The 17,631-nt window shown below is 58.2% G+C and carries 17 protein-coding genes; 2 read left to right on the forward strand and 15 right to left on the reverse strand.

All coding sequences use genetic code 11. The annotated features are described in order from the left end of the window. The 6 genes from KA369_04050 to KA369_04075 all read right to left on the reverse strand — a co-directional run. A partial coding sequence (locus KA369_04050; protein MBP7735124.1) for an acyl-CoA dehydrogenase family protein occupies window positions 1–406 on the reverse strand: 406 nt, incomplete at its 3' end. Between the two features lie 82 nt (window positions 407–488). Beyond that, complete coding sequence (locus KA369_04055) at window positions 489–1,640, reverse strand: acyl-CoA dehydrogenase family protein (GenBank protein ID MBP7735125.1); 1,152 nt, start codon at window positions 1,638–1,640, stop codon at window positions 489–491. A 163-nt stretch (window positions 1,641–1,803) separates the two neighbouring features. Further along, window positions 1,804–3,243: a 3-keto-5-aminohexanoate cleavage protein gene (locus KA369_04060; GenBank protein ID MBP7735126.1), complete on the reverse strand. Its 1,440-nt coding sequence runs from the start codon at window positions 3,241–3,243 to the stop codon at window positions 1,804–1,806. Window positions 3,244–3,254: 11 nt separating this feature from the next. Beyond that, window positions 3,255–4,445, reverse strand: coding sequence for an SCP2 sterol-binding domain-containing protein (locus KA369_04065; protein ID MBP7735127.1), 1,191 nt, complete (start codon window positions 4,443–4,445; stop codon window positions 3,255–3,257). 10 nt (window positions 4,446–4,455) lie between these two features. Next, the gene (locus KA369_04070) at window positions 4,456–5,655 is read right to left on the reverse strand and encodes a thiolase family protein (GenBank protein MBP7735128.1); all 1,200 of its coding nucleotides are present in this window, start codon (window positions 5,653–5,655) and stop codon (window positions 4,456–4,458) included. A 12-nt stretch (window positions 5,656–5,667) separates the two neighbouring features. Continuing rightward, window positions 5,668–6,816 (reverse strand): thiolase family protein, encoded by a 1,149-nt coding sequence (locus tag KA369_04075; protein ID MBP7735129.1) that lies wholly within the window; start codon window positions 6,814–6,816, stop codon window positions 5,668–5,670. 252 nt (window positions 6,817–7,068) lie between these two features. Between KA369_04075 and KA369_04080 the strand changes: the two genes are divergently transcribed. Together KA369_04080 and KA369_04085 are read left to right on the forward strand one after the other, a co-directional pair. Next, window positions 7,069–8,859, forward strand: coding sequence for a long-chain fatty acid--CoA ligase (locus tag KA369_04080; protein MBP7735130.1), 1,791 nt, complete (start codon window positions 7,069–7,071; stop codon window positions 8,857–8,859). A 116-nt stretch (window positions 8,860–8,975) separates the two neighbouring features. Next, on the forward strand, window positions 8,976–9,602 hold the full coding sequence (locus tag KA369_04085; GenBank protein MBP7735131.1) for a TetR/AcrR family transcriptional regulator: 627 nt from the start codon (window positions 8,976–8,978) through the stop codon (window positions 9,600–9,602). A 50-nt stretch (window positions 9,603–9,652) separates the two neighbouring features. On the opposite strand, the gene KA369_04090 is transcribed toward KA369_04085, so the two are convergent. The 9 genes from KA369_04090 to KA369_04130 all read right to left on the reverse strand — a co-directional run bounded on the left by KA369_04090 (window position 9,653) and on the right by KA369_04130 (window position 17,575). After that, window positions 9,653–10,579: a hypothetical protein gene (locus KA369_04090; protein MBP7735132.1), complete on the reverse strand. Its 927-nt coding sequence runs from the start codon at window positions 10,577–10,579 to the stop codon at window positions 9,653–9,655. 1 nt (window position 10,580) lies between these two features. Then, window positions 10,581–11,156: a hypothetical protein gene (locus tag KA369_04095; GenBank protein ID MBP7735133.1), complete on the reverse strand. Its 576-nt coding sequence runs from the start codon at window positions 11,154–11,156 to the stop codon at window positions 10,581–10,583. 66 nt (window positions 11,157–11,222) lie between these two features. Next, window positions 11,223–11,579, reverse strand: a complete 357-nt coding sequence (locus KA369_04100) for an endonuclease domain-containing protein (protein ID MBP7735134.1) — start codon at window positions 11,577–11,579, stop codon at window positions 11,223–11,225. A 21-nt stretch (window positions 11,580–11,600) separates the two neighbouring features. Next, window positions 11,601–12,656, reverse strand: a complete 1,056-nt coding sequence (locus tag KA369_04105) for a radical SAM protein (protein MBP7735135.1) — start codon at window positions 12,654–12,656, stop codon at window positions 11,601–11,603. Window positions 12,657–12,693: 37 nt separating this feature from the next. Further along, on the reverse strand, window positions 12,694–13,791 hold the full coding sequence (locus tag KA369_04110) for a glycosyltransferase family 4 protein (protein ID MBP7735136.1): 1,098 nt from the start codon (window positions 13,789–13,791) through the stop codon (window positions 12,694–12,696). Continuing rightward, on the reverse strand, window positions 13,791–14,162 hold the full coding sequence (locus tag KA369_04115; protein MBP7735137.1) for a hypothetical protein: 372 nt from the start codon (window positions 14,160–14,162) through the stop codon (window positions 13,791–13,793). Before KA369_04115 ends, KA369_04110 begins: the two co-directional genes overlap by 1 nt. 10 nt (window positions 14,163–14,172) lie before the next feature. Then, entirely contained in the window at window positions 14,173–15,018 is an 846-nt protein-coding gene (locus KA369_04120) for a hypothetical protein (protein MBP7735138.1), read from the reverse strand. Window positions 15,019–15,289: 271 nt separating this feature from the next. After that, the gene (locus KA369_04125) at window positions 15,290–16,474 is read right to left on the reverse strand and encodes a glycosyltransferase family 4 protein (protein ID MBP7735139.1); all 1,185 of its coding nucleotides are present in this window, start codon (window positions 16,472–16,474) and stop codon (window positions 15,290–15,292) included. A 6-nt stretch (window positions 16,475–16,480) separates the two neighbouring features. After that, a complete protein-coding gene (locus KA369_04130; GenBank protein ID MBP7735140.1) occupies window positions 16,481–17,575 on the reverse strand; it encodes a 6-phosphofructokinase in 1,095 nt (364 codons plus the stop codon). Window positions 17,576–17,631: the final 56 nt, after the last annotated feature.

Here is a 17,631-nt window from a genome sequence, read left to right on the forward strand (position 1 = left end):
CCGCTTCCGGCTCGGTGAGGCCGAAGCAGCCGATGAGCTCGCCCTTGATGATGCCGGGCAGGTATTTCTTCTTCTGCGCCTCGGTGCCGAAGAGCTTCACCGGCACGCCGAAGAGGCCGCAGGAGGCTCCGCAGGAAAGGAAGGTGGAGGCGCAGGCCTTGGCCACTTCCTCGCCCGCTATGGCCTGGCTGATCAGGTCGAGGTTCGTCCCGCCGTAGGCTTCCTCGTGGCCCATGCCCAGGTAGCCCAGGTCGGCCAGTTTCTTTATATTCTCTTTTATAAGCTTATCAACTTCCGCGTGGGAGGCCTGGTCAAGGGTCTGGGCGCGGGGCTCGATCTCCTTGGAGCAGAACTTCGCGAAGTTCTCCTTTATCGATAGTTGTTCCGGTGTCATATCGTAGTTCATATTGTCATGCTCCTGTAATCCCCCTGTAGGGGGCGTGTTTATCATGCAGGCGCGGTCACGTGACCGCGCTTCCTAAATCATATTAGAACATGCTCAGGATCCGGGATATGATGAACCGCTGTATCTCAGATGTGCCCCCGCCGATCTGGGCGATCTTCGCGTCCCTCAGGAAACGCTCCACGGGATAATCGTGGATGAAGCCGTACCCGCCGAATATCTGCACCGCGTCGCTGGCCGCCCTGATCCCCCAGTCTCCCGCTATGGCCTTGGCTATGGAGGTGTGCATGTGGTTGAGGGGTTTTCCCGAATCCTTGTCATGGGCAACGCGGTACACCGTCATCTTGATCGCTTCTTTTATTATCTTCAAATCAGCCAGCTTGTGCTGGATCGCCTGGAACTGGTTGATGGGCTTTTCAAACTGCACGCGGTCCTGGGAATACCTGGTGCACTCCTCGATGGCGAACTGTAAATTTCCGATGAAAGGTGCGAGCAGGGAGCTCCTGTCCCAGGAGAGGGTCTCGTGGGCGTACTCCATGCCCATGCCGACCTCTCCGAGAAGGTTCTCCTCCGGCACCTCGCAGTTGTCGAGAAAGACCTCTGAGGTGGACGAGGCCCTCACCCCCATCTTGTGGAAGGGCTCGCCCGTGGAAAAGCCCTTGAAGCCCTTCTCCACGATGAAGGCGGTGATGCCCTTCTGTTTCAGCTTCTTGTCCACCGTGGCGTAGACCACGCAGACGTCGCAAACCGGCGCGTTGGTGATGAAGGTCTTGGACCCGTTGAGTATCCACCGGTCGCCCTTCTTAACCGCCGTTGTAGACATGGACGCCGCGTCCGATCCGGACCCCGGCTCGGTGAGACCCATGCAGCCGATCCACTCGCCGCTGGCGAGCTTCGGAACATATTTCTTCCGCTGCGCGTCATTGGCGTGCTTGTAGAGGGTGTCGGCGCACAGGTACGTGTGCGCGCCCAGCGCCAGCAGGTGTCCCTGGTCCACGCCGGCGTGACCCAGCGCCTCGCCAGAGATGCAGCAGGTGACGACATCGGCGCCCGATCCTCCCAGTTCCTCCGGAAAGGGCAGGCCCAGCAGGCCCATGGCGCCAAGCTTCCTCCATACCTCCATGGAAAACTCAGATTTCAGATCGGCCTGCTCGACGAGCGGCGCGATTTCCTTTTTCGCGTAGCGGTATACGCTCTCCCTGAACATCAATTGTTCTTCAGTAAACCCGAACTCCATCGGTTCCTCCTGTGTTGTTGATTCCCTCACCCCCCGACCCCCTCTCCCATTAAAAAAGAAGAAAGGAGAGGGGGCGGAAGGATGATCCTTTTTCTGAAACCCTCTCCTTTTTCCCAATCTTAATGGGAGAGGGTGCGCAGAGCGCGGGTGAGGGAACTTTTTTTTATTTCTTCTTCAATCCCATCATCAGCCGCGCCTCGTCGGTCGTGGCTATCGGACGCCCCAGGCACTCGGCGATACGGGCCGCCACTTCAACGAGCTCCCAGCTCCCCTTGGCCAGCTCGCCGTTGGGCATGCGGATATTGTCCTCGAGGCCGACCCTCATGTTTCCGCCCAGGATACAGGACTGCATAATGGCCGGGAACTCGTCTGTTCCGACGCCGCAGGTTGTAAAGGTGGCCTTCGGCGGCAGGGCGTTCATGAGCGCCACGAAAGCGTCGGCCCTGAAGGCCTGGCCGCCGGCGACGCCCCAGACGAAGTTGAAGTTGATCGGGTCCGTGAAGAATCCCTGCTTCGCTATCAGCATGGTATTGTCGAGGCCGCCCATGTCGTACACCTCGATCTCCGGCTTCACGCCGTTCTCCTCCATGGCCCTGCCGAAGTCCTGCAGCATGGTGAAGGTGTTCTCGAACACGAAGTCGATGAAGATCTTGCCGGTCTTCCGGTCGACAATGCTGAAGTTCATCGTGTTGGTGTTCAGAGACGCCATCTCGGGCTTGACCGCCACGATCTGGCTGATGCGTTGCTCGGCGGTCTTGCCCATGCCGACGGCGGAGCTCAGGTTCACGATGAGGTCCGGGCATTTCTGCTTGATGGCGTCATGGGTCGCCCTGATCCGGTCGTGCTCGTGGGTTGCCATGCCGTTGTCCGCGCGGGCGTGGACGTGCACCATGGCCGCCCCGGCCTTCCAGCACTTGTAGGCCTCGTCGGCGAACTCGGCCGGCGTATAGGGCACATTGGGGTTCTGGTTCTTCATGGTGGCCGCACCGGTGAGGGCGGCGGTCAATATGACCGGCCTGGTTATATCCGGCCGTGCTCCCCTCCGCTTCTCCTGGCCCTCCGGCTCGTCTTCGGGGACCCACTGCTTCCGGGACGCGCTGCGCTCATGGACCGACAGCGTTTCGCCGGCCTTGGCTTTAGAGCCAACCGGCTTGAAATGGTCGATATCGAGGACCGTATTCGTCGTCTTCGCGGCGAACACGGCCTCAACGGCCATGCCGATCTTCACGTCCTCGATCTTGCATTCCTCGAGGATGTGCGTAAAGGGCGTATCGGCCCCTTCCAGCTTGATGAGGGCCATGACAAAGGGCGCCTTCCGCGGCAGGTGCCTGTCGTCGTAGCGCACCACCGTGAAGTTGACCACCGTGCCGGAATTCCCGAGCTCCACCCAGTTGTCCCGTATGTCGGTGAAATCCCTGTTGCACACCTGCCGGGGCGGTATGAACACCGTGTTGCAGGTGGGGCACTTCACACCCAAGATCTTGTTCTTGTCCCGGAGGGTGGTTATGAACTTGCTCCCCACCCGACCGGCAAAATAGGAATAAGGGAGCGCCAGTTTCCCTTCAAATATGAGGCAATTCTTGTTCTCGCTCTGTTTACCCATCGTTCCCCTCCTTACTCGTCTATCTCGAAATAATTGATGTCGAAAATGCTGCCGACGCGCTTGTCGTTCCACACCGGGCGCACCCTGGTGCCGGACTTCTCGTTGCGGCCGCCCCGTACCTTGTCAATCTGATCCCTCCGAATGAGGTGCATGAAGATGTCATTGCCCTTGCACCCGTCCAGCAGGACCATCACCATGCCGTAGGGCGTATCCCGGGTCTCCCCGGTGAGGGGATCGGGGCTCGCGTAATACACGTACTCCATGTACCTCACCTGCCCCTTCGGGCCGACCTCGACGAATTCATCCGTGCGCACACGGCAAACGGCGCACATTTCCCGCGGCGGGAGCTGCATCCTGCCGCACTTCGGGCACCGGTTCGCCAGTATCTTCTTCTCCTTTAGGCCGTTCAGGAACTCGCCCATGACCGGCCCGGTGGCGAAGCGCTGGTTTACGGAGATCGTCTTCTTGAGGACGATGAGCTCCTGCTCCGGCTCGCCGCCGGCCATGGGGTCGGCGTATTTTTCGAAATACTCGCCCCACTTCATGGCCAGGTTCAGGTCGCCGATGGCGGCGCCGCGGCCGGCCGCGAGGAGGCTCTGGGCGTCGTTCTTTCCGAGGATCATGTCCACGTAGTCCTTCGCGTCGATCATCTCGACGGTGACTGTCGTTTTCCCCTTGATGCCCTCAACGAGCCTGCAGGTCCCGTCCTTGATGAACACCGACCACTTTCCGCCGTCGGGGCCGCCCAGGTCGAAGCCGTAGATAACGTCCAGGCCCGCGGCCGCGTCGGCCCTGAACCTGCTTTCCACGGTGCCGAACATGTCGACGATATAGTCGCGCGTGGACATCTCCTTCTTTTTAACAACGAACTTTCGGAACATTTTGCCGGTCTTGCCGAAGGCGGCCATGTCGCCCTCGACCTTGATCTTGCCGCCCATGAAGGCGTTGGTCGCGTCGACCTTGCCGGTATTGACGCCCACGAAGGTCTCCCCGTCGGCCAGCATGACGGAGGCGCAGCCGGAAAGGTTTTCCATTTTGTCCACCGCCGCGAGGGCGCCGTTGTACACGCTCACCTTCCACTTCCCCTCGCCCGCTATGTCGTACCCGAAGGAGCCGCTCACGCCGGTCGCGCCCTCGGGCCGGAAGCGGTCCTTCATGGTATTGAATATATCTTCTACTTTAATTCCCCAGTACTCAGCCATTGTTTCCCTCCTACCAGTTAAGTTCCTTTTCAAGCATCATGAGGACCGTCCACAGGGTGCCGCCGAACCCGGACGCCAGCGCGTGTTTCACCGGCTTCGGTATCTGGTGCGCCCCCGCGTCTCCCCGGACCTGCAGGGCCGCCTCGGCGACCCGGAGCAGCGCCGTGGCGCCGATGGGGTTCGAGGCGGTGACGCCGCCCGACGGGTTGACGGGCATCTTCCCGCCGATCATTATCTCCTTGTTCTCGACAAGTTTAACGGCCTCGTCTCCCTTTAATTGAAGGAAGTCCCTGAGCCAATCGACGGCCCACCAGGCGGCCGGGTCGTACATCTCGAACACGTCGAAATAGTCGATGGGGTTCGTGATGCCGTTGCGCTTGTACAGGTTGTCGGCGGCAAAACGCTGCGTCTGCGTCACCGGGTGCGCATCGTCATAGCCGAAAACGTTGAATATCTCCTCGCGGTGCACCGTGATATGATCGCGGATCCACACCGGCTTTTTCGAAAGCTCCTTCGCCTTTTTCTCGCAGGCGAAGATGACGCAGCAGGCGCCATCGGACTGGGAGCACATTTCGATGAGCTTCAGGTCCCCGACGAGCTTGGGCGACGATTTTATCAGGTCGTCAATCTGGCTGAAGTCCAGGCCGAAAGAGCGGTGGGCGTTGGGGTTCAGGCCCGCGTGCTTGTCCATGATAACGCGGTACATCAGCGACACCCGTTTCGCCCGCTCCTCCCCGAACTCCGATATGAGATCGTAGGCCTTGGAGCCGGTGAGCGCGCCGGTCTGGAGGTTCCTGAACCAGAGAGGGTCGGCCATGTTGGTGATGCCGCCGGTGGTGTGTCCCTCCTGCTGCTTTTCAAATCCTATGGCCATGACGATGTCATACATGCCCGACGCGACGAGATTGTCCGAGGCGCAGGCGATCGTTATGCCCACGGTGCCGCCGGTGGTGATACGTATGCAGTTCTTTCCCTCCGCGCCGGTCCCCAGGGTGTGCCACAGGTCCGGCTGGTGGATCATCTCGAAGAGCTCCATGTTGCCGTGGACCACGCATTCGATGTCGTTCATGGTCAGCCCGGCGTCCTTGAGGGCCAGCCGCACCGCCTCGTGTATCATCTCGGGCTGGTTCACGTCCTCGCGGTGGCTGGAGTGCTTTGTCTGCCCGATCCCTATTATTCCAACGTTTCTGTTTTTCTTTCTGTGTGCCATGGTTCATCCTCCCTAGCGTTCCATGATGACAACGGCCTGGTGCTGGCCGGCGCCGCCGTAGGCGGCCTGCGCGAGGGCCCGCTTCGCCCCCTTCACCTGCCTGTCGCCCGCCTCGCCCCGGAGCTGCAGGAAGCACTCGATGGCCCGGGCCGCCCCGCCGAGGAGGAGCGGGTTGCCGTTCAGGTGGCCGCCGGCGAGATTCACGTTGTAATAATCCGGTCCTCCCTCCTTGAGCCACGGGCCGCCCTTGCCTTCGTCGGCGATGCCCACGCCCTCGGCCCACAGGGGAAGCTGGTAGGCCGCGTGGTCGCTCAGCTCGAAGAGGTTGATATCCTTCCGGACGTCCTTGATCCCCGCCATCCGGTATGCCCGCTGCGCCGCGGCGGCGAGGGTCTTGTTCGAGGCCAGGTCCTTGTCGCCGAGGAAGTAGGCGTCCATGCAGCTTCCGTACCCGGTGAGCCACACCGGCTTTTTCGTGAATTCCTTCGCCCTCTCCTCGCAGCAGAGGAGCATGCCGAAGGCCCAGTCAGTGACGGGATAATAGTGCATCTCGCGGATCGGGTCGGCCAGCATGGGGGAATTGATGACATCCTGGACATTGGCCAGATTGTTCGGGCGCGCGTAAGGATCCTTCTTCGCGTTTTTCCTCGACCGCACCACGATCTTCGCCAGCATCTCGTCGGTTACGCCCGATTTTTCCATGTAGGCCCGGGCCTGCATGGCGTCGACATTGAGGAAGTCCATTCCGATGGGCCGGCAGTAGAAGGGATCAAAGGCGAGGTTCGCGCACATCCGCCGGCTCTCGGGCTGCGATTCCTTGCAGTGTCCCATGTACAGGATAATGTCGTCATGACCGCTCAGGATGCAGGACATGGCATAGCCGATGCCGTTGATGCTTTCCTGCGCAATTTTTTCCTCGCCGCGGAAATGCGCTCCCACGACGTCCGTGACGCCGTTGTCGGATATCGTGCGCGCGTCGAACACGTCATCGGAGCAGGTGACTATGTTCCTGATGCCCTTCTCCATGTCGAAGGTGACCCTGGTCTGTTCCATGATCGACTCAAAGCATTCAACCAGCATGTTCTGGAAACGCATGGTAGCGTAGTCGGGATCATGTTTTACCTGCGCAACGGCGCAGATCGCAACCCTATTACCCATCATCTCTCCTCCTTATTACTGTTTTAGTGATCTACGACTTTTTTTACTAACCGGCCACGGTCAGTGACCGATATTTGAAAAAAAAGATATAAAATAATAAATTATTGTTTACAAATGTTATTATTATATATAAAATTTATTTAAATTTAGTTATATGATTATTATTCATCTATGTAAACAATGTTCATTCTTGTATGTTAAAAGTCAAGGAAATTTCTAAATCAATAAAAAAAATGAAATTCAAGGGAGGAAAACATGTATCAGCTCGAAAAACCTGACAATTTGGTGGAAATGCTCGAAGAAAGCATTGCCAGGTTCAGCGCCAATGAGTGGTTCGGCGTAAAAAGCAATAATACGTACACATGGTTTACCTATGGGCAGATAGGTAAAAGGATCGATAATCTCAGGGGCGGCCTGGCATACCTGGGCATAGGTAAAGGGGACACCGTCGGGGTGATATCGAACAACAGGGTCGAATGGGCCGTGGCCTGCTATGCAACTTACGGGCGCTGCGCGCGTTTTGTGCCGATGTACGAGGCGGAGCTGGTATCAACCTGGGAATATATCATCAGGGATAGCAACATAAAGGTATTGTTCGTTTCCAAGCCCGATATATACGAAAAGATCAAGCACCTGCTTCAATCCGGCGCGGACCTCGCCCATATCATAGTGATAGAGGGAGACGGCGAAGGTTCGATGGCCGGCCTTGAACGAATCGGGGAGAAGTACCCCATCAAGTCGATCATCCCCCATCCCGACGACATCGCGGGATTGATCTACACCTCCGGGACCACCGGCGACCCCAAGGGCGTCCTCCTGTCCCACGGCAACATAAGCAGCAATATCCACGCGATCCTCAAATGCTTCCACATGCTCAATGAGCGCGACCGGACGCTTTCGTTCCTCCCCTGGGCCCATTCCTACGGCCAGGTCTGCGAGCTCCACTCCATCATGCGGATCGGAGGTTCATACGGGCTGGCGGAAAGCCCGGCCACCATCGTCAACGACCTGGCCCTCATACGGCCGACCCTTCTCATATCGGTCCCGAGGATCTTTTACCGCGTCCATGACGCGATCAAGACCAAGATGAACGAGGACGGCGGCCTGCCCCTCCTCCTGTTCAACATGGGCTTGAAGAGCGGAATCAGGAGAAGGGCCCTCGCCCTGGCAGGGAAGAAAAGCGCGGTCAACGCAGCCGCTTTCGCCATCGCCGACAGGCTCGTATTCAAGAAGATCAGGGACAAGTTCGGCGGGCGGCTGAAGGTATCCATCACGGGAAGCGCCGCCATCAATCCCCAGGTCGCTGAATTCTTCAGCGATGTGGGAGTGCCCATCTACGAGGCCCTGGGCATGACCGAGGCGTCCCCGGGTGTGGCCACCAATACGCCCGACTACAATAAATTCGGGAGCTGCGGCAAGGCCTTCGACAAGGTGACCCTGGTCATCGACAGGGCCAACGAGGACGGGGACGGCAAAGAGGGAGAGCTCGTCATCTACGGGCCCAATGTCATGAAAGGATACCACAACAAGCCGGAAGAGACGAAGCAGGTGCTGACGGAGGACGGCGGCCTCCGCACCGGCGACCGGGCCTTTATCGATGACGAAGGGTTCCTGTACATCACCGGGAGGATCAAGGAGTCCTTCAAGCTGGAAAACGGGAAGTACGTGTTCCCGGCCGCCATTGAGGCGGAGATCATGATGAACAAGTACGTGGAGCAGGTGATGATCTGCGGCCTCAACAGGCCCTACACCGTCTGCATCATCGTTCCGGACTTCGCCAACCTGGAGAAATACGCGGCTGAGAACAATCTCGACAGGGACCACCGTAAGCTGGTTGCCATGGACGAGATCGCCGCCCTCTATGAAAGGGAGATCCAGAAACAGATCTCGGGAAAAATCGGCTCCTACGAGATGCCCAAGAGATACCTGATCCTGCCGGAGCCCTTTACCGTGGATAACGGCATGCTCACCCAGTCTTTCAAGCTGAAAAGAAAGAAGGTGATGGAGAAGCTCGGGGCCGAAATCGAGGCCCTGTACGCCAATTAAAAGGGGTCAGTGCAACGGCCGGGGTTGAGGCGACCGCCATGAACCCCGGCCGTCACAATATTACTTGACACATTGAGGGCGGATATTTCATTTGATGTACCGGATGGCGGAGCCAGATGAAGCAACAAAAATCATTTTCAAACCTGAAGGAACAGGAGCGTGAAGCCCGCAGAAAAATAATTCTTTCGGCGGCCGAAAAGGTCTTCGCCTCAAAGCCCCTGAGCAAAGTCCGCATGTGTGACATCGCCAGCGAGGCGTCCATCTCCACGGCCCTCATCTACCGGTATTTTCCCGATCAGCAGACGCTCTTCGTCGAGGCCTTCCTGGAAAGCACAGAAAGGATCATCGAGGTCCTTGACTCCTTTCTCCCCAGCTCCGACCAGGACAGGACCGGCATCTACCAGTTCATAGACAAGTTCATAGACTATCTCACCGGCAACGATTACTATTTCAAGATGCTGGTCAACTTCATGCTGGACGGGAACCTGAAGCCGGAACTCCTCGGCAGGATCATCGACATGGAGCACCTCATCTTCGCCAGGTTTGACGCCGTGATCCGGAGGGTGAAGCCGGACGGAACGGTCAGGGTCTATTCCCACGGCCTCTTCTGCGCGCTGAACGGGATACTGCTGACCTTCAGGAACAATCCGGAGAAAAGCAGCGACGAGATCCTCAGTTACATGAAGTCCCTGGGCCGTCTCATCGGCGAGATGTTCGTCCAGACGATAGAATCGGAAAAATAGCCGGGATAGGATCCCCGGCTGCAAAGACACGGTCCCTCCGCCATCGTCGATCACCCCGTGAGATCCATGATCCAGCGGGCCGCTTTCCGCGCCCCGTCCGGTTTCGCGTTCTTCCACAGGCCGGACTCTATATTCATCTTTCTCCCATGCTGATCGTCAAATTTTCTGTCGAAGGGATACAGGTAATGCCGTCGCGAAGGCCCCGCCTGGGAGGCCCTGGCCGCCATGTTATAGCCTGCCCCGGACACGACGTACCGGTATGACGCCAGCAGATCATCGGCCGGATAGATGTTCCGGTCCGGAAACACGGTATCAACGGGAGCGGATATCCCCTCTTCCCGCAAGACATCATTGGCATAACGGATCAGCGTATCCCTCTCGCGGCCGTCGCCGCTGTGTATGACGGCGCACCGCTCCTGGAGGCCCCTCGTCCCGGCTCCGTCAGGGCGACAGAACCCTCCGTCAAGGATCGGCTCATCCAGCGAGGCCGCGTCGCTCTGCTCCTTCAGCACCGCTTCATATTTGCCGTCAAGGGGCTCGATGATGAGGGAGCGCGAAGGGTATCGGCAGTGGCCGCCCGCCTTCAGGTTTATCATATCCGCGTACCCGCCCCACCGAAGGGAGCGGGCGATCAGAACCCTTGGGATATCCTGCGACAGGGCAAGAAATTCTCCCACAATGCCGAAGGGAAAGGCGTCCAGTATGATCAGTTTGAATTGATGCCGTTCAATATAATCCGAGAGGAAACCGTAATAGCCCTGCCTGGATTCGGTTTTATCCCCGGCGATATGATCTATGGGAAAGCCGGACGAGGCCATGACCAGGGGAGCGAGACTGCTCGAGGCCAGTATCCTCAGGGATGCGCCATGACGGTCCAGCTCGGCCGCGACTGCCAGGGCCCTGGTAAGGTGGCCCAGGCCGCCTCCCATGGCGTAATAGAGAAGGGGCCTGCCGGGCCGCCGCGAATCCGGATCCATTCTACCTGTTCAACAGGGAAAGCGCCGCGAACAGGACCAGGGCGTCGCCTTCCCTGAGCCCGGTGAAAAGCGCCACCGCCGGCGCGGCGTAGAGCCGGCCCGCCGCGGCCTCGCAGATTTCCGCGCCCTTCGCGTCCTTGACCTTTATCTTTTTCTTGTCCCCATAGAATTTGACCTTGCCGATCTCCCTGTCGCCGCTCAGCACCTTGTAGTGGTCCCCTTTCAGCTTGACCGCCCAGGGAGCGGGATCGTTCTCGCTTTTGAGGATCTTTATCTTGTCGTCCTTTTCCTTTATCTTGAAGATCATGGTCCCGGCCGGATCGTACACCTTGAAACCGCTTTCCTTCGATTTCATCCTGTACTCCTTGCCGCCCAGGATAAGCTTATACCCGGCCTTGTCTTTAGCGACATCGAGGAAAAGCCTTGCCGAGGAGGCGCGGAACCCGTCACCGGTCTTCTTGAACGAGTAGATCTCCTTGCCCCCCTGCTTTACCGACAGGTCGTCGGCCAGCGCCGGCGCGACGAAGGAAAAAGCGAGAATCATTGCCGAAAAGAAAAAGAAATGTTTTGTTTTCATGGGATACCTCACAAATATTAAATATATATCCCCCCTGTCCCCCGTTGGGGGCATGTGGAATCATATTCATACTAATAATCTTTTCTTGATTTCATCAATAACCGCATCGAGATCGTTCATGACTTCATCATTTCGAAATCTCAATGTTCTGATCCCGAGACTTTTCATGAATTCATCACGATAATCATCATAGTCTTTTCTTTCCTTATGAATATCTCCATCTAATTCAACCGCCAATAGCTTTTCATCACTATAAAAATCGAGAATATATCGATATATTGGATGCTGACATCTGAATTTATACCCCCCGACCTTCTTGCTCTTCAAACGCTCCCATAACAACCGTTCACTGTCAGTCATGTTATTCCGCATGTCTCTTGCCAATTGAACAACATAATCAGGTGTTTTAATACCTTTATTCATTAAATCCTACTATAAGTCCCTTCACTCATGCCCCCTACGGGGGTCAGGGGGTGCTTCAATCATGCCCCCTCCGGGGGTCAGGGGGGAGTTAATCAACTCATAGATCCCCTTGTTCTCCAGGATAAAATCGTCGCAGCGATGGCACACCTCGAAGGTGTTGGACCCGGACATCGACATCCGGATGTCCTTCATCCGAGCGTTATTCAGAAGCGCCGACAGCGGCTCGGCGATGACATTGCCGATGGAGGAGATCTTTCCCCTGGTCATGCAGCAGGGATAGGCGAATCCGCCGGGATCGATGAAAAGATGCATCCAGGGCATGTAGCATGGATAGTGCCGGTAGTAATTGCCGGCGTAATTGCCGCTTGATATGCTCTTGTCGCTGTCGTATTGCGTGAACACGTGGCGGTTCTCGAGGAGGTCCCAGCCCCGGGAGCGTTCAGCCAGCTCCGCCACCTGGGACTCGGCCAGGCGCATCTTCTTGTTCTGCGAATCGACGGGGATGAGCTTCCAGATGATGTCCCGGTGCAGCCCCCCGAGAAAGGCGTGAAGGTCGTCGAGGTCCCCGAGGTTCTCCCTGGTCACCACCGTGTTGACGCGGATCTTCGGGTTTTTCTTCCTGTACCTGATCAGGTGCTCCAGCCCCCGCACGGTGGACTTGAAGGCCCCCTTCTTGCCGCGAAGCCTGTCATGGAGCGACGCCTTGGAGGAATCGAGGGATATCGACATGGAATGGACGCCGATCTCCGTGAGGGCCCGCGCGATCTCCTTGGTCAGGAGCGTGCCGTTGCTGGTGCAGTTCACCTGCACGCCCCGGGAGGAGGCGCTTTCGAGGATAGGGAGGATCTCGGGATGTACGAGTATCTCGCCGCCGGAAAAATGTATCTTCTTCACGCCATGGCCGATGAGATCGTCCAGTATCTTGTCAAAGGCGTCGCGTCCCATCGGCTCGCACGGGGCCGGCCTGTCGCAGAAGACGCAGGAGAGGTTGCACTGCCACAGGAGCTTGATCTTGGCGAAAAGGACCGGCATATCCGGCAGCGGGTCCTGCCGCAGGGCGGCCAGCTTATCCCCCATCCCGGGGGTCTCCTTGATGATCCGCACCAGGTCCATATCAGTTCAGGTAATCGTTGATGCCCATTTCAATAACTTCAATCTCCGCGCGGGGATTGAATCGCGTTGCTATCGTGTCCCTGGCCGCGTCTGCCATGGCTCTCACGGCGTCGCCGTCCATCTCCAGGACCCCGTGCAATGTCCGGGCTGCATCGGCGATGTCGCCGGTCTTGAAGAGAAAGCCGTTGGCCCCGTCCCGAACCACGTCCGGAAAGGCGCCGGCGCGGCTGGCCACGATGATCCTCCCCAGGGCCATGGCCTCGAGGAGCACGTTGGGCATGCCGTCGTAGAATGACGGGAGGAAGACGATGTCCGATGCCGCGTAATACAGGGGCATGCTCTCCCGCTTCTGGAACGGCACGTGGCGCCAGGAAGCGCCGAGGCCGGCCGAAAGCTTTTCGGCCATGACGTCCGAGACGTTCCCCACGGTCAGCAGCACTGCCCTCTCCTGGAACCCGTAGGTGGTGAACAGGGCGAGGGCCATGTCAAGGCCCTTCTTGGACTTGAGATCTCCGAACATGGCGATTATCTTCTTCCCCTTTTGGCAGATCGTTTCGCGGAACTGTTCCGATCCGGCGGCGTCGGACCTGAGGAGGGTCCATTCGGAATTTTCAACGCTGTTGGGCGTGAATATGACCGGCTTCTCCCGCAGGGTCCTGATGCGGGCCGCCATTTCCGTCGAGACGGCGCCGACCAGGTCCGCGTTCCGGAGGATGGCGTGGGTGATCCACCCCCTCTTGAGATCATGGATGATCCTGTCAAAATCATTGCCGCGGTAGAGGATAAAGCTTTTTTCCTTTAACCATTTGGCCCAGAGCATGGCGTAGTAGCCGGCGTGGTTGCCGCCGAAGCCGACGATCACGGACCCGGACATGGCGTCGCGATGCTGCCAGAAGAGACGCTCGGGCTCCGCCTGATAACGGGCGCCGGAGGTCACGACCAGGCCGTTATCCGCCGCGCCGGAATAATCGCTCTCGGACAGGTGGAGGACCGTGACGGCATGACCTCGGTCCCTCAGGCCGTTGACGATCCTCTCCGACGACCGCGACATGCCCCCGGTGTCCGGGGGATGGTTCGCCGTGATCCAGAATATGTTCATCAGCTTTCCTGGAAGTCCTTCGACTCGACTTCCTCCTTGCCCGCCGCGTCCCGGCTCATGTTGTAATTGTCGTCAAAATAGGTGTAGTCATCATAGCCGTAGCGCCGGCCCGATCCGAAATAATAGGGATGGAAGGCGGCGGCCCCGTAGATCAGGCTCCGCCGCCGCGCCGTCCGGTAATCGGCGTCGCCGGCCGCGCCTTCCTGGTCCGGCACCTTGTTGACATAGCATTCCAGGCAGAGGGTGTTGTTCTCGTGGACTTTTCCATGGAGCCCGCAGACGGGCCTGTTGCACGAAGCGCACACGTATATGCTTTCCTTGCCGCAGTCCTGAAGGTTCAACAAGCCTACTTTATATTTGCATTTTGCCATGATATTCCTCCTACTTTGCCTGCGCCGGCTTCAGCGCGGTATAGAGCTGGGTCAGATTCGCCAGGACGTGGACGGGGTCAGCGCAGATTTCGCACCTGGACACTGACTTTTCCTTGTTCTTGATGTCGAAGCTCTCGCTGACGACCGTGGCGCCGTCTTTCTTTTCAACATTGATCTTCACCCCGCCTTTGGCGGCGGCCGGCTGCGACACGGAATACCGTTCCGCGTTCACCTTCAATTCGAGGAAACACCCGGTCTTCTTGGCGAACTTGTATTTCGTCTTGGTTTTGCCCCTCGGGTTTGTCTTTGTCTTTTCGGTTTTTACCAGCCGTTCGTCCACTTCGATGGTCAGCTTGTTGCCGTCGACAAGGCTCATTTTCATTTTGAGGAAATCGCGCCTGTAGGTATAGTCGCAGCACTTCGGGTACATGCCGGCCGAATAGACGTCGCCCTTATTGATCAAATACCTGCTGTTGTCCAGCGGAAGCAATTCCATGTCGACGGCGATATCCGCTTCCTCTTTGACATCATGCTGCAGCGATTCCACCATCGGCTTTACAAAGCACCGCACCTGGTCGTCGATATCGAAGCTCCGGTAGCGCCGGAACATGAATATGAAGACCACGCCGACGATCGCCAGGGGGGCCAGGTAGAAGAACCCCACGAAAAGAGGCACAATGGCCACCACAAAGCTTATGATGCACACGGCCAGGGATATCTTTTTCTTTCGCGCCACCGCGATATCGAACGTTTCGAGCTCCTGCAAGATGTTCTGCAGAACATCCGGCTTCAGCTTGCCTGACAGCTTGTGATCGCGCAGGATCGGGTCGATCAGCTTGTGCGTTGCTTTGTTCATGGAATCCTCCTTTTTTATTTTTCTGGGGATTTTTACGGTCATTAATATAAGAATTATACCTGTTGAATGATAATAATGATATACTCTCTATAAAAAATCAATCGATTATTTTATTTTAATCTTGTATGAAATATTAATAATATTTCATTAGGGGTCGTGGCTGTCCCAGCGAGCAGGCGACATGGATGTCGCCGATTCCGCCGAGTCAACAGGATGTTATACGAGGCGGACGAGCGGGATAGCCCGACCCCAGTAATAATACTGCTACCTACTATTTATTCCCGATAAAAGCCCCGTACGCGTCGTGGAACTTCTTCATCCAGATATCCATGTGAAAGACGTCCCTGCTTTTTGCCCTGGCGCTCGCCCCGAGCCGTGAAACAAGATCATCATCGTCAAGGAGCAGGGACATGGCATTGGCCAGGGCGCGGGGAGAATCGGGGGCGACGAGATAGCCGTTTTCCATGTGGTCTATGAATTCCGCGCACACGGGGATATTCGACGCGATCACCGGCGTCCCCGCCGACATGGACTCGACGATCTTCAGGGGAGAGCATCCCTGGAGCTCGTTCCTGCTGCACCGCGAGAGGGGCGCCAGGCTGAATACCGCCAGGCGGTAGAGCCGGTGCAGCGATTCCCTCGGAAGGCCGATCTTGACGGCGACCGTCTCCTCGAGGCCGGCCTTCCGTATGGCCTTCCTGACGGCCCGTGCGTACTTGTCCGTTGACCCGGCGATGAACAGCGCGACATCGTCGCGGTCCGCGATGAGCTCGAAGGCTTTTAAAAGCGTCGGAAGGCCCTGCCAATCGGTCAGGGTGCCGGCGTAGAGAATGATCTTCCTATCCCCGATCTCTTTATACAGGCCCTGATGCTCTTCCCCTTCCATAGGATCATCGTCGAAATCAAAGGCGGTATTGGGTATGACCGTGATCTTCTCCGGCGGCACACCCCTTCCCTGGAGGTACCGCTTCGTGACGTTACTCACGGTGATGATGCCGTCCGCCGCATCAAGGCAATGGTCCTCCATCATCCTTATCCGGGACAGGAGCCCCGGGTTCAGCGGCAATTGCGGATAATGATAGGGGAGCTCGATCGACGGGAGCCCGTTCACCTCGAATATTTTTTTGGCGCCGCGAAGGCGCGGATCGTCGAAGACCGCGGTCCCGCCCCATATGTCGCGGAAATGCACGCAGTCGACGCCGCCGATTTTATCCACCGTCTCGTGGACGAAATCATAGAAGAACTCGGTCCTTTTTAAGAAGTTCGGATGGTGCGAGAGGCAGCGGTAGATCGAGATGTCCCCCTCCCGCTGGAACCGCGGCATGTCGCCGAAGCCCAGGGAGGCCAGGTTGACCGGCCCGAAGAGGGACGACAGCGCCTGAAGGGTCTGGGCGATATGGGTGCTCGATCCCTTGGGAAGGGGGAACACGTCGAATGTCGTGAACAGAACCGCCATGGCGCGTCATCGGCCCATGCTGATCCCGATCGACTCCGCGCACTGGATGAGCTGCGAATCCACCGGCACGGTGCGGACCTTGCCGGCGAGCTCGCTCAGGGGCACCAGGACCATACGGGGCGTATCAAGGGACACCATGGTCCCGTACTTACCCTCCGCCGCGGCCTGGACAGCGAAACTTCCAAGGCGCGTGCCCAGGACCCGGTCGAAGGCGCAGGGCGATCCGCCGCGCTGGATATGGCCGAGAACGGTGCAGCGCACCTCCAGGTCGATCCGCTTCTTGATCTGGTCCGCCAGGTACTGGCCCACGCCGCCCAGCTGCGGCACCCCCTGGAGCCGCGTCGAGGCGGAGGCCAGGGTGATCACGTCGCCCCCCTCCTCCCTGGCTCCCTCCGCGACCATGATGATGCTGAAGGGACTGCCGCCCTTCTCGCGGGCCTGTATCTTCTCCACGACGCGGTCGATGCTGTACGGTATTTCAGGGATGAGAATGATATGGGCGCCGCCGGAGATCCCAGATTCCAGGGCGATCCACCCCGCGGTGCGGCCCATGACCTCGAGGATCATGACCCGCTGATGACTCCGGCCCGTGGTCTGGAGGCGGTCCAGGGCCTCGGAGGCGACCTCCACCGCGGTCTGGAATCCGAAGGTGTAGTCGGTTCTATCCAGGTCGTTGTCGATGGTCTTGGGGATGCCGATGACATTGACGCCCTTCTTGTGGAAACGGTACCCGATCTCCAGGGTCCCCTCACCGCCGACGACGAAGAGGCAGTCAAGGCCCAGTTTCCGGTAGGTTTCCACCGCCCTGTCAGAGTAGTCGCTTACCCTGATGGAGCCGTCCCCGGCGAGCTCCCGGAACTCGAAGGGATTCCCCTTGTTGGTGGTGCCCAGTATGGTCCCGCCCAGGGTGAGGATATCGCGGGTCGATTTAACCGTGAGCTCCTCGGAGTGGCCGCTGATGAGGCCCTCGAACCCGCCCACGATGCCGACCACCGTGGCGCTGTGGCCGATCACGGCCGCCCTGGTGACGGCCCTGATGACCGCGTTAAGGCCGGAGCAGTCCCCGCCTCCGGTCAGGATCCCTACCCGTTTCAATGCCATGGCGTCCCTCCTTGATTACTGATGACGATATCCGTATATATTAGATCCCGGGCATG

The sequence above is a fragment of the Spirochaetota bacterium genome (assembly GCA_017999915.1).
Classification (GTDB): Bacteria; Spirochaetota; UBA4802; order UBA4802; family UBA5550; genus RBG-16-49-21.

Excerpts from the sequence above, each read along its gene's own strand:
- KA369_04130 (MBP7735140.1), bottom strand. The coding sequence starts at position 17,575 with ATGGCATTGAAACGGGTAGGGATCCTGACCGGAGGCGGGGACTGCTCC.
- KA369_04125 (MBP7735139.1), bottom strand. The coding sequence starts at position 16,474 with ATGGCGGTTCTGTTCACGACATTCGACGTGTTCCCCCTTCCCAAGGGA.
- KA369_04090 (MBP7735132.1), bottom strand. The coding sequence starts at position 10,579 with ATGGATCCGGATTCGCGGCGGCCCGGCAGGCCCCTTCTCTATTACGCC.
- KA369_04120 (MBP7735138.1), bottom strand. The coding sequence starts at position 15,018 with ATGAACAAAGCAACGCACAAGCTGATCGACCCGATCCTGCGCGATCAC.
- KA369_04080 (MBP7735130.1), top strand. The coding sequence starts at position 7,069 with ATGTATCAGCTCGAAAAACCTGACAATTTGGTGGAAATGCTCGAAGAA.
- KA369_04055 (MBP7735125.1), bottom strand. The coding sequence starts at position 1,640 with ATGGAGTTCGGGTTTACTGAAGAACAATTGATGTTCAGGGAGAGCGTA.
- KA369_04070 (MBP7735128.1), bottom strand. The coding sequence starts at position 5,655 with ATGGCACACAGAAAGAAAAACAGAAACGTTGGAATAATAGGGATCGGG.
- KA369_04095 (MBP7735133.1), bottom strand. The coding sequence starts at position 11,156 with ATGAAAACAAAACATTTCTTTTTCTTTTCGGCAATGATTCTCGCTTTT.
- KA369_04115 (MBP7735137.1), bottom strand. The coding sequence starts at position 14,162 with ATGGCAAAATGCAAATATAAAGTAGGCTTGTTGAACCTTCAGGACTGC.
- KA369_04100 (MBP7735134.1), bottom strand. The coding sequence starts at position 11,579 with ATGAATAAAGGTATTAAAACACCTGATTATGTTGTTCAATTGGCAAGA.
- KA369_04065 (MBP7735127.1), bottom strand. The coding sequence starts at position 4,445 with ATGGCTGAGTACTGGGGAATTAAAGTAGAAGATATATTCAATACCATG.
- KA369_04060 (MBP7735126.1), bottom strand. The coding sequence starts at position 3,243 with ATGGGTAAACAGAGCGAGAACAAGAATTGCCTCATATTTGAAGGGAAA.
- KA369_04085 (MBP7735131.1), top strand. The coding sequence starts at position 8,976 with ATGAAGCAACAAAAATCATTTTCAAACCTGAAGGAACAGGAGCGTGAA.
- KA369_04075 (MBP7735129.1), bottom strand. The coding sequence starts at position 6,816 with ATGATGGGTAATAGGGTTGCGATCTGCGCCGTTGCGCAGGTAAAACAT.
- KA369_04110 (MBP7735136.1), bottom strand. The coding sequence starts at position 13,791 with ATGAACATATTCTGGATCACGGCGAACCATCCCCCGGACACCGGGGGC.
- KA369_04105 (MBP7735135.1), bottom strand. The coding sequence starts at position 12,656 with ATGGGGGATAAGCTGGCCGCCCTGCGGCAGGACCCGCTGCCGGATATG.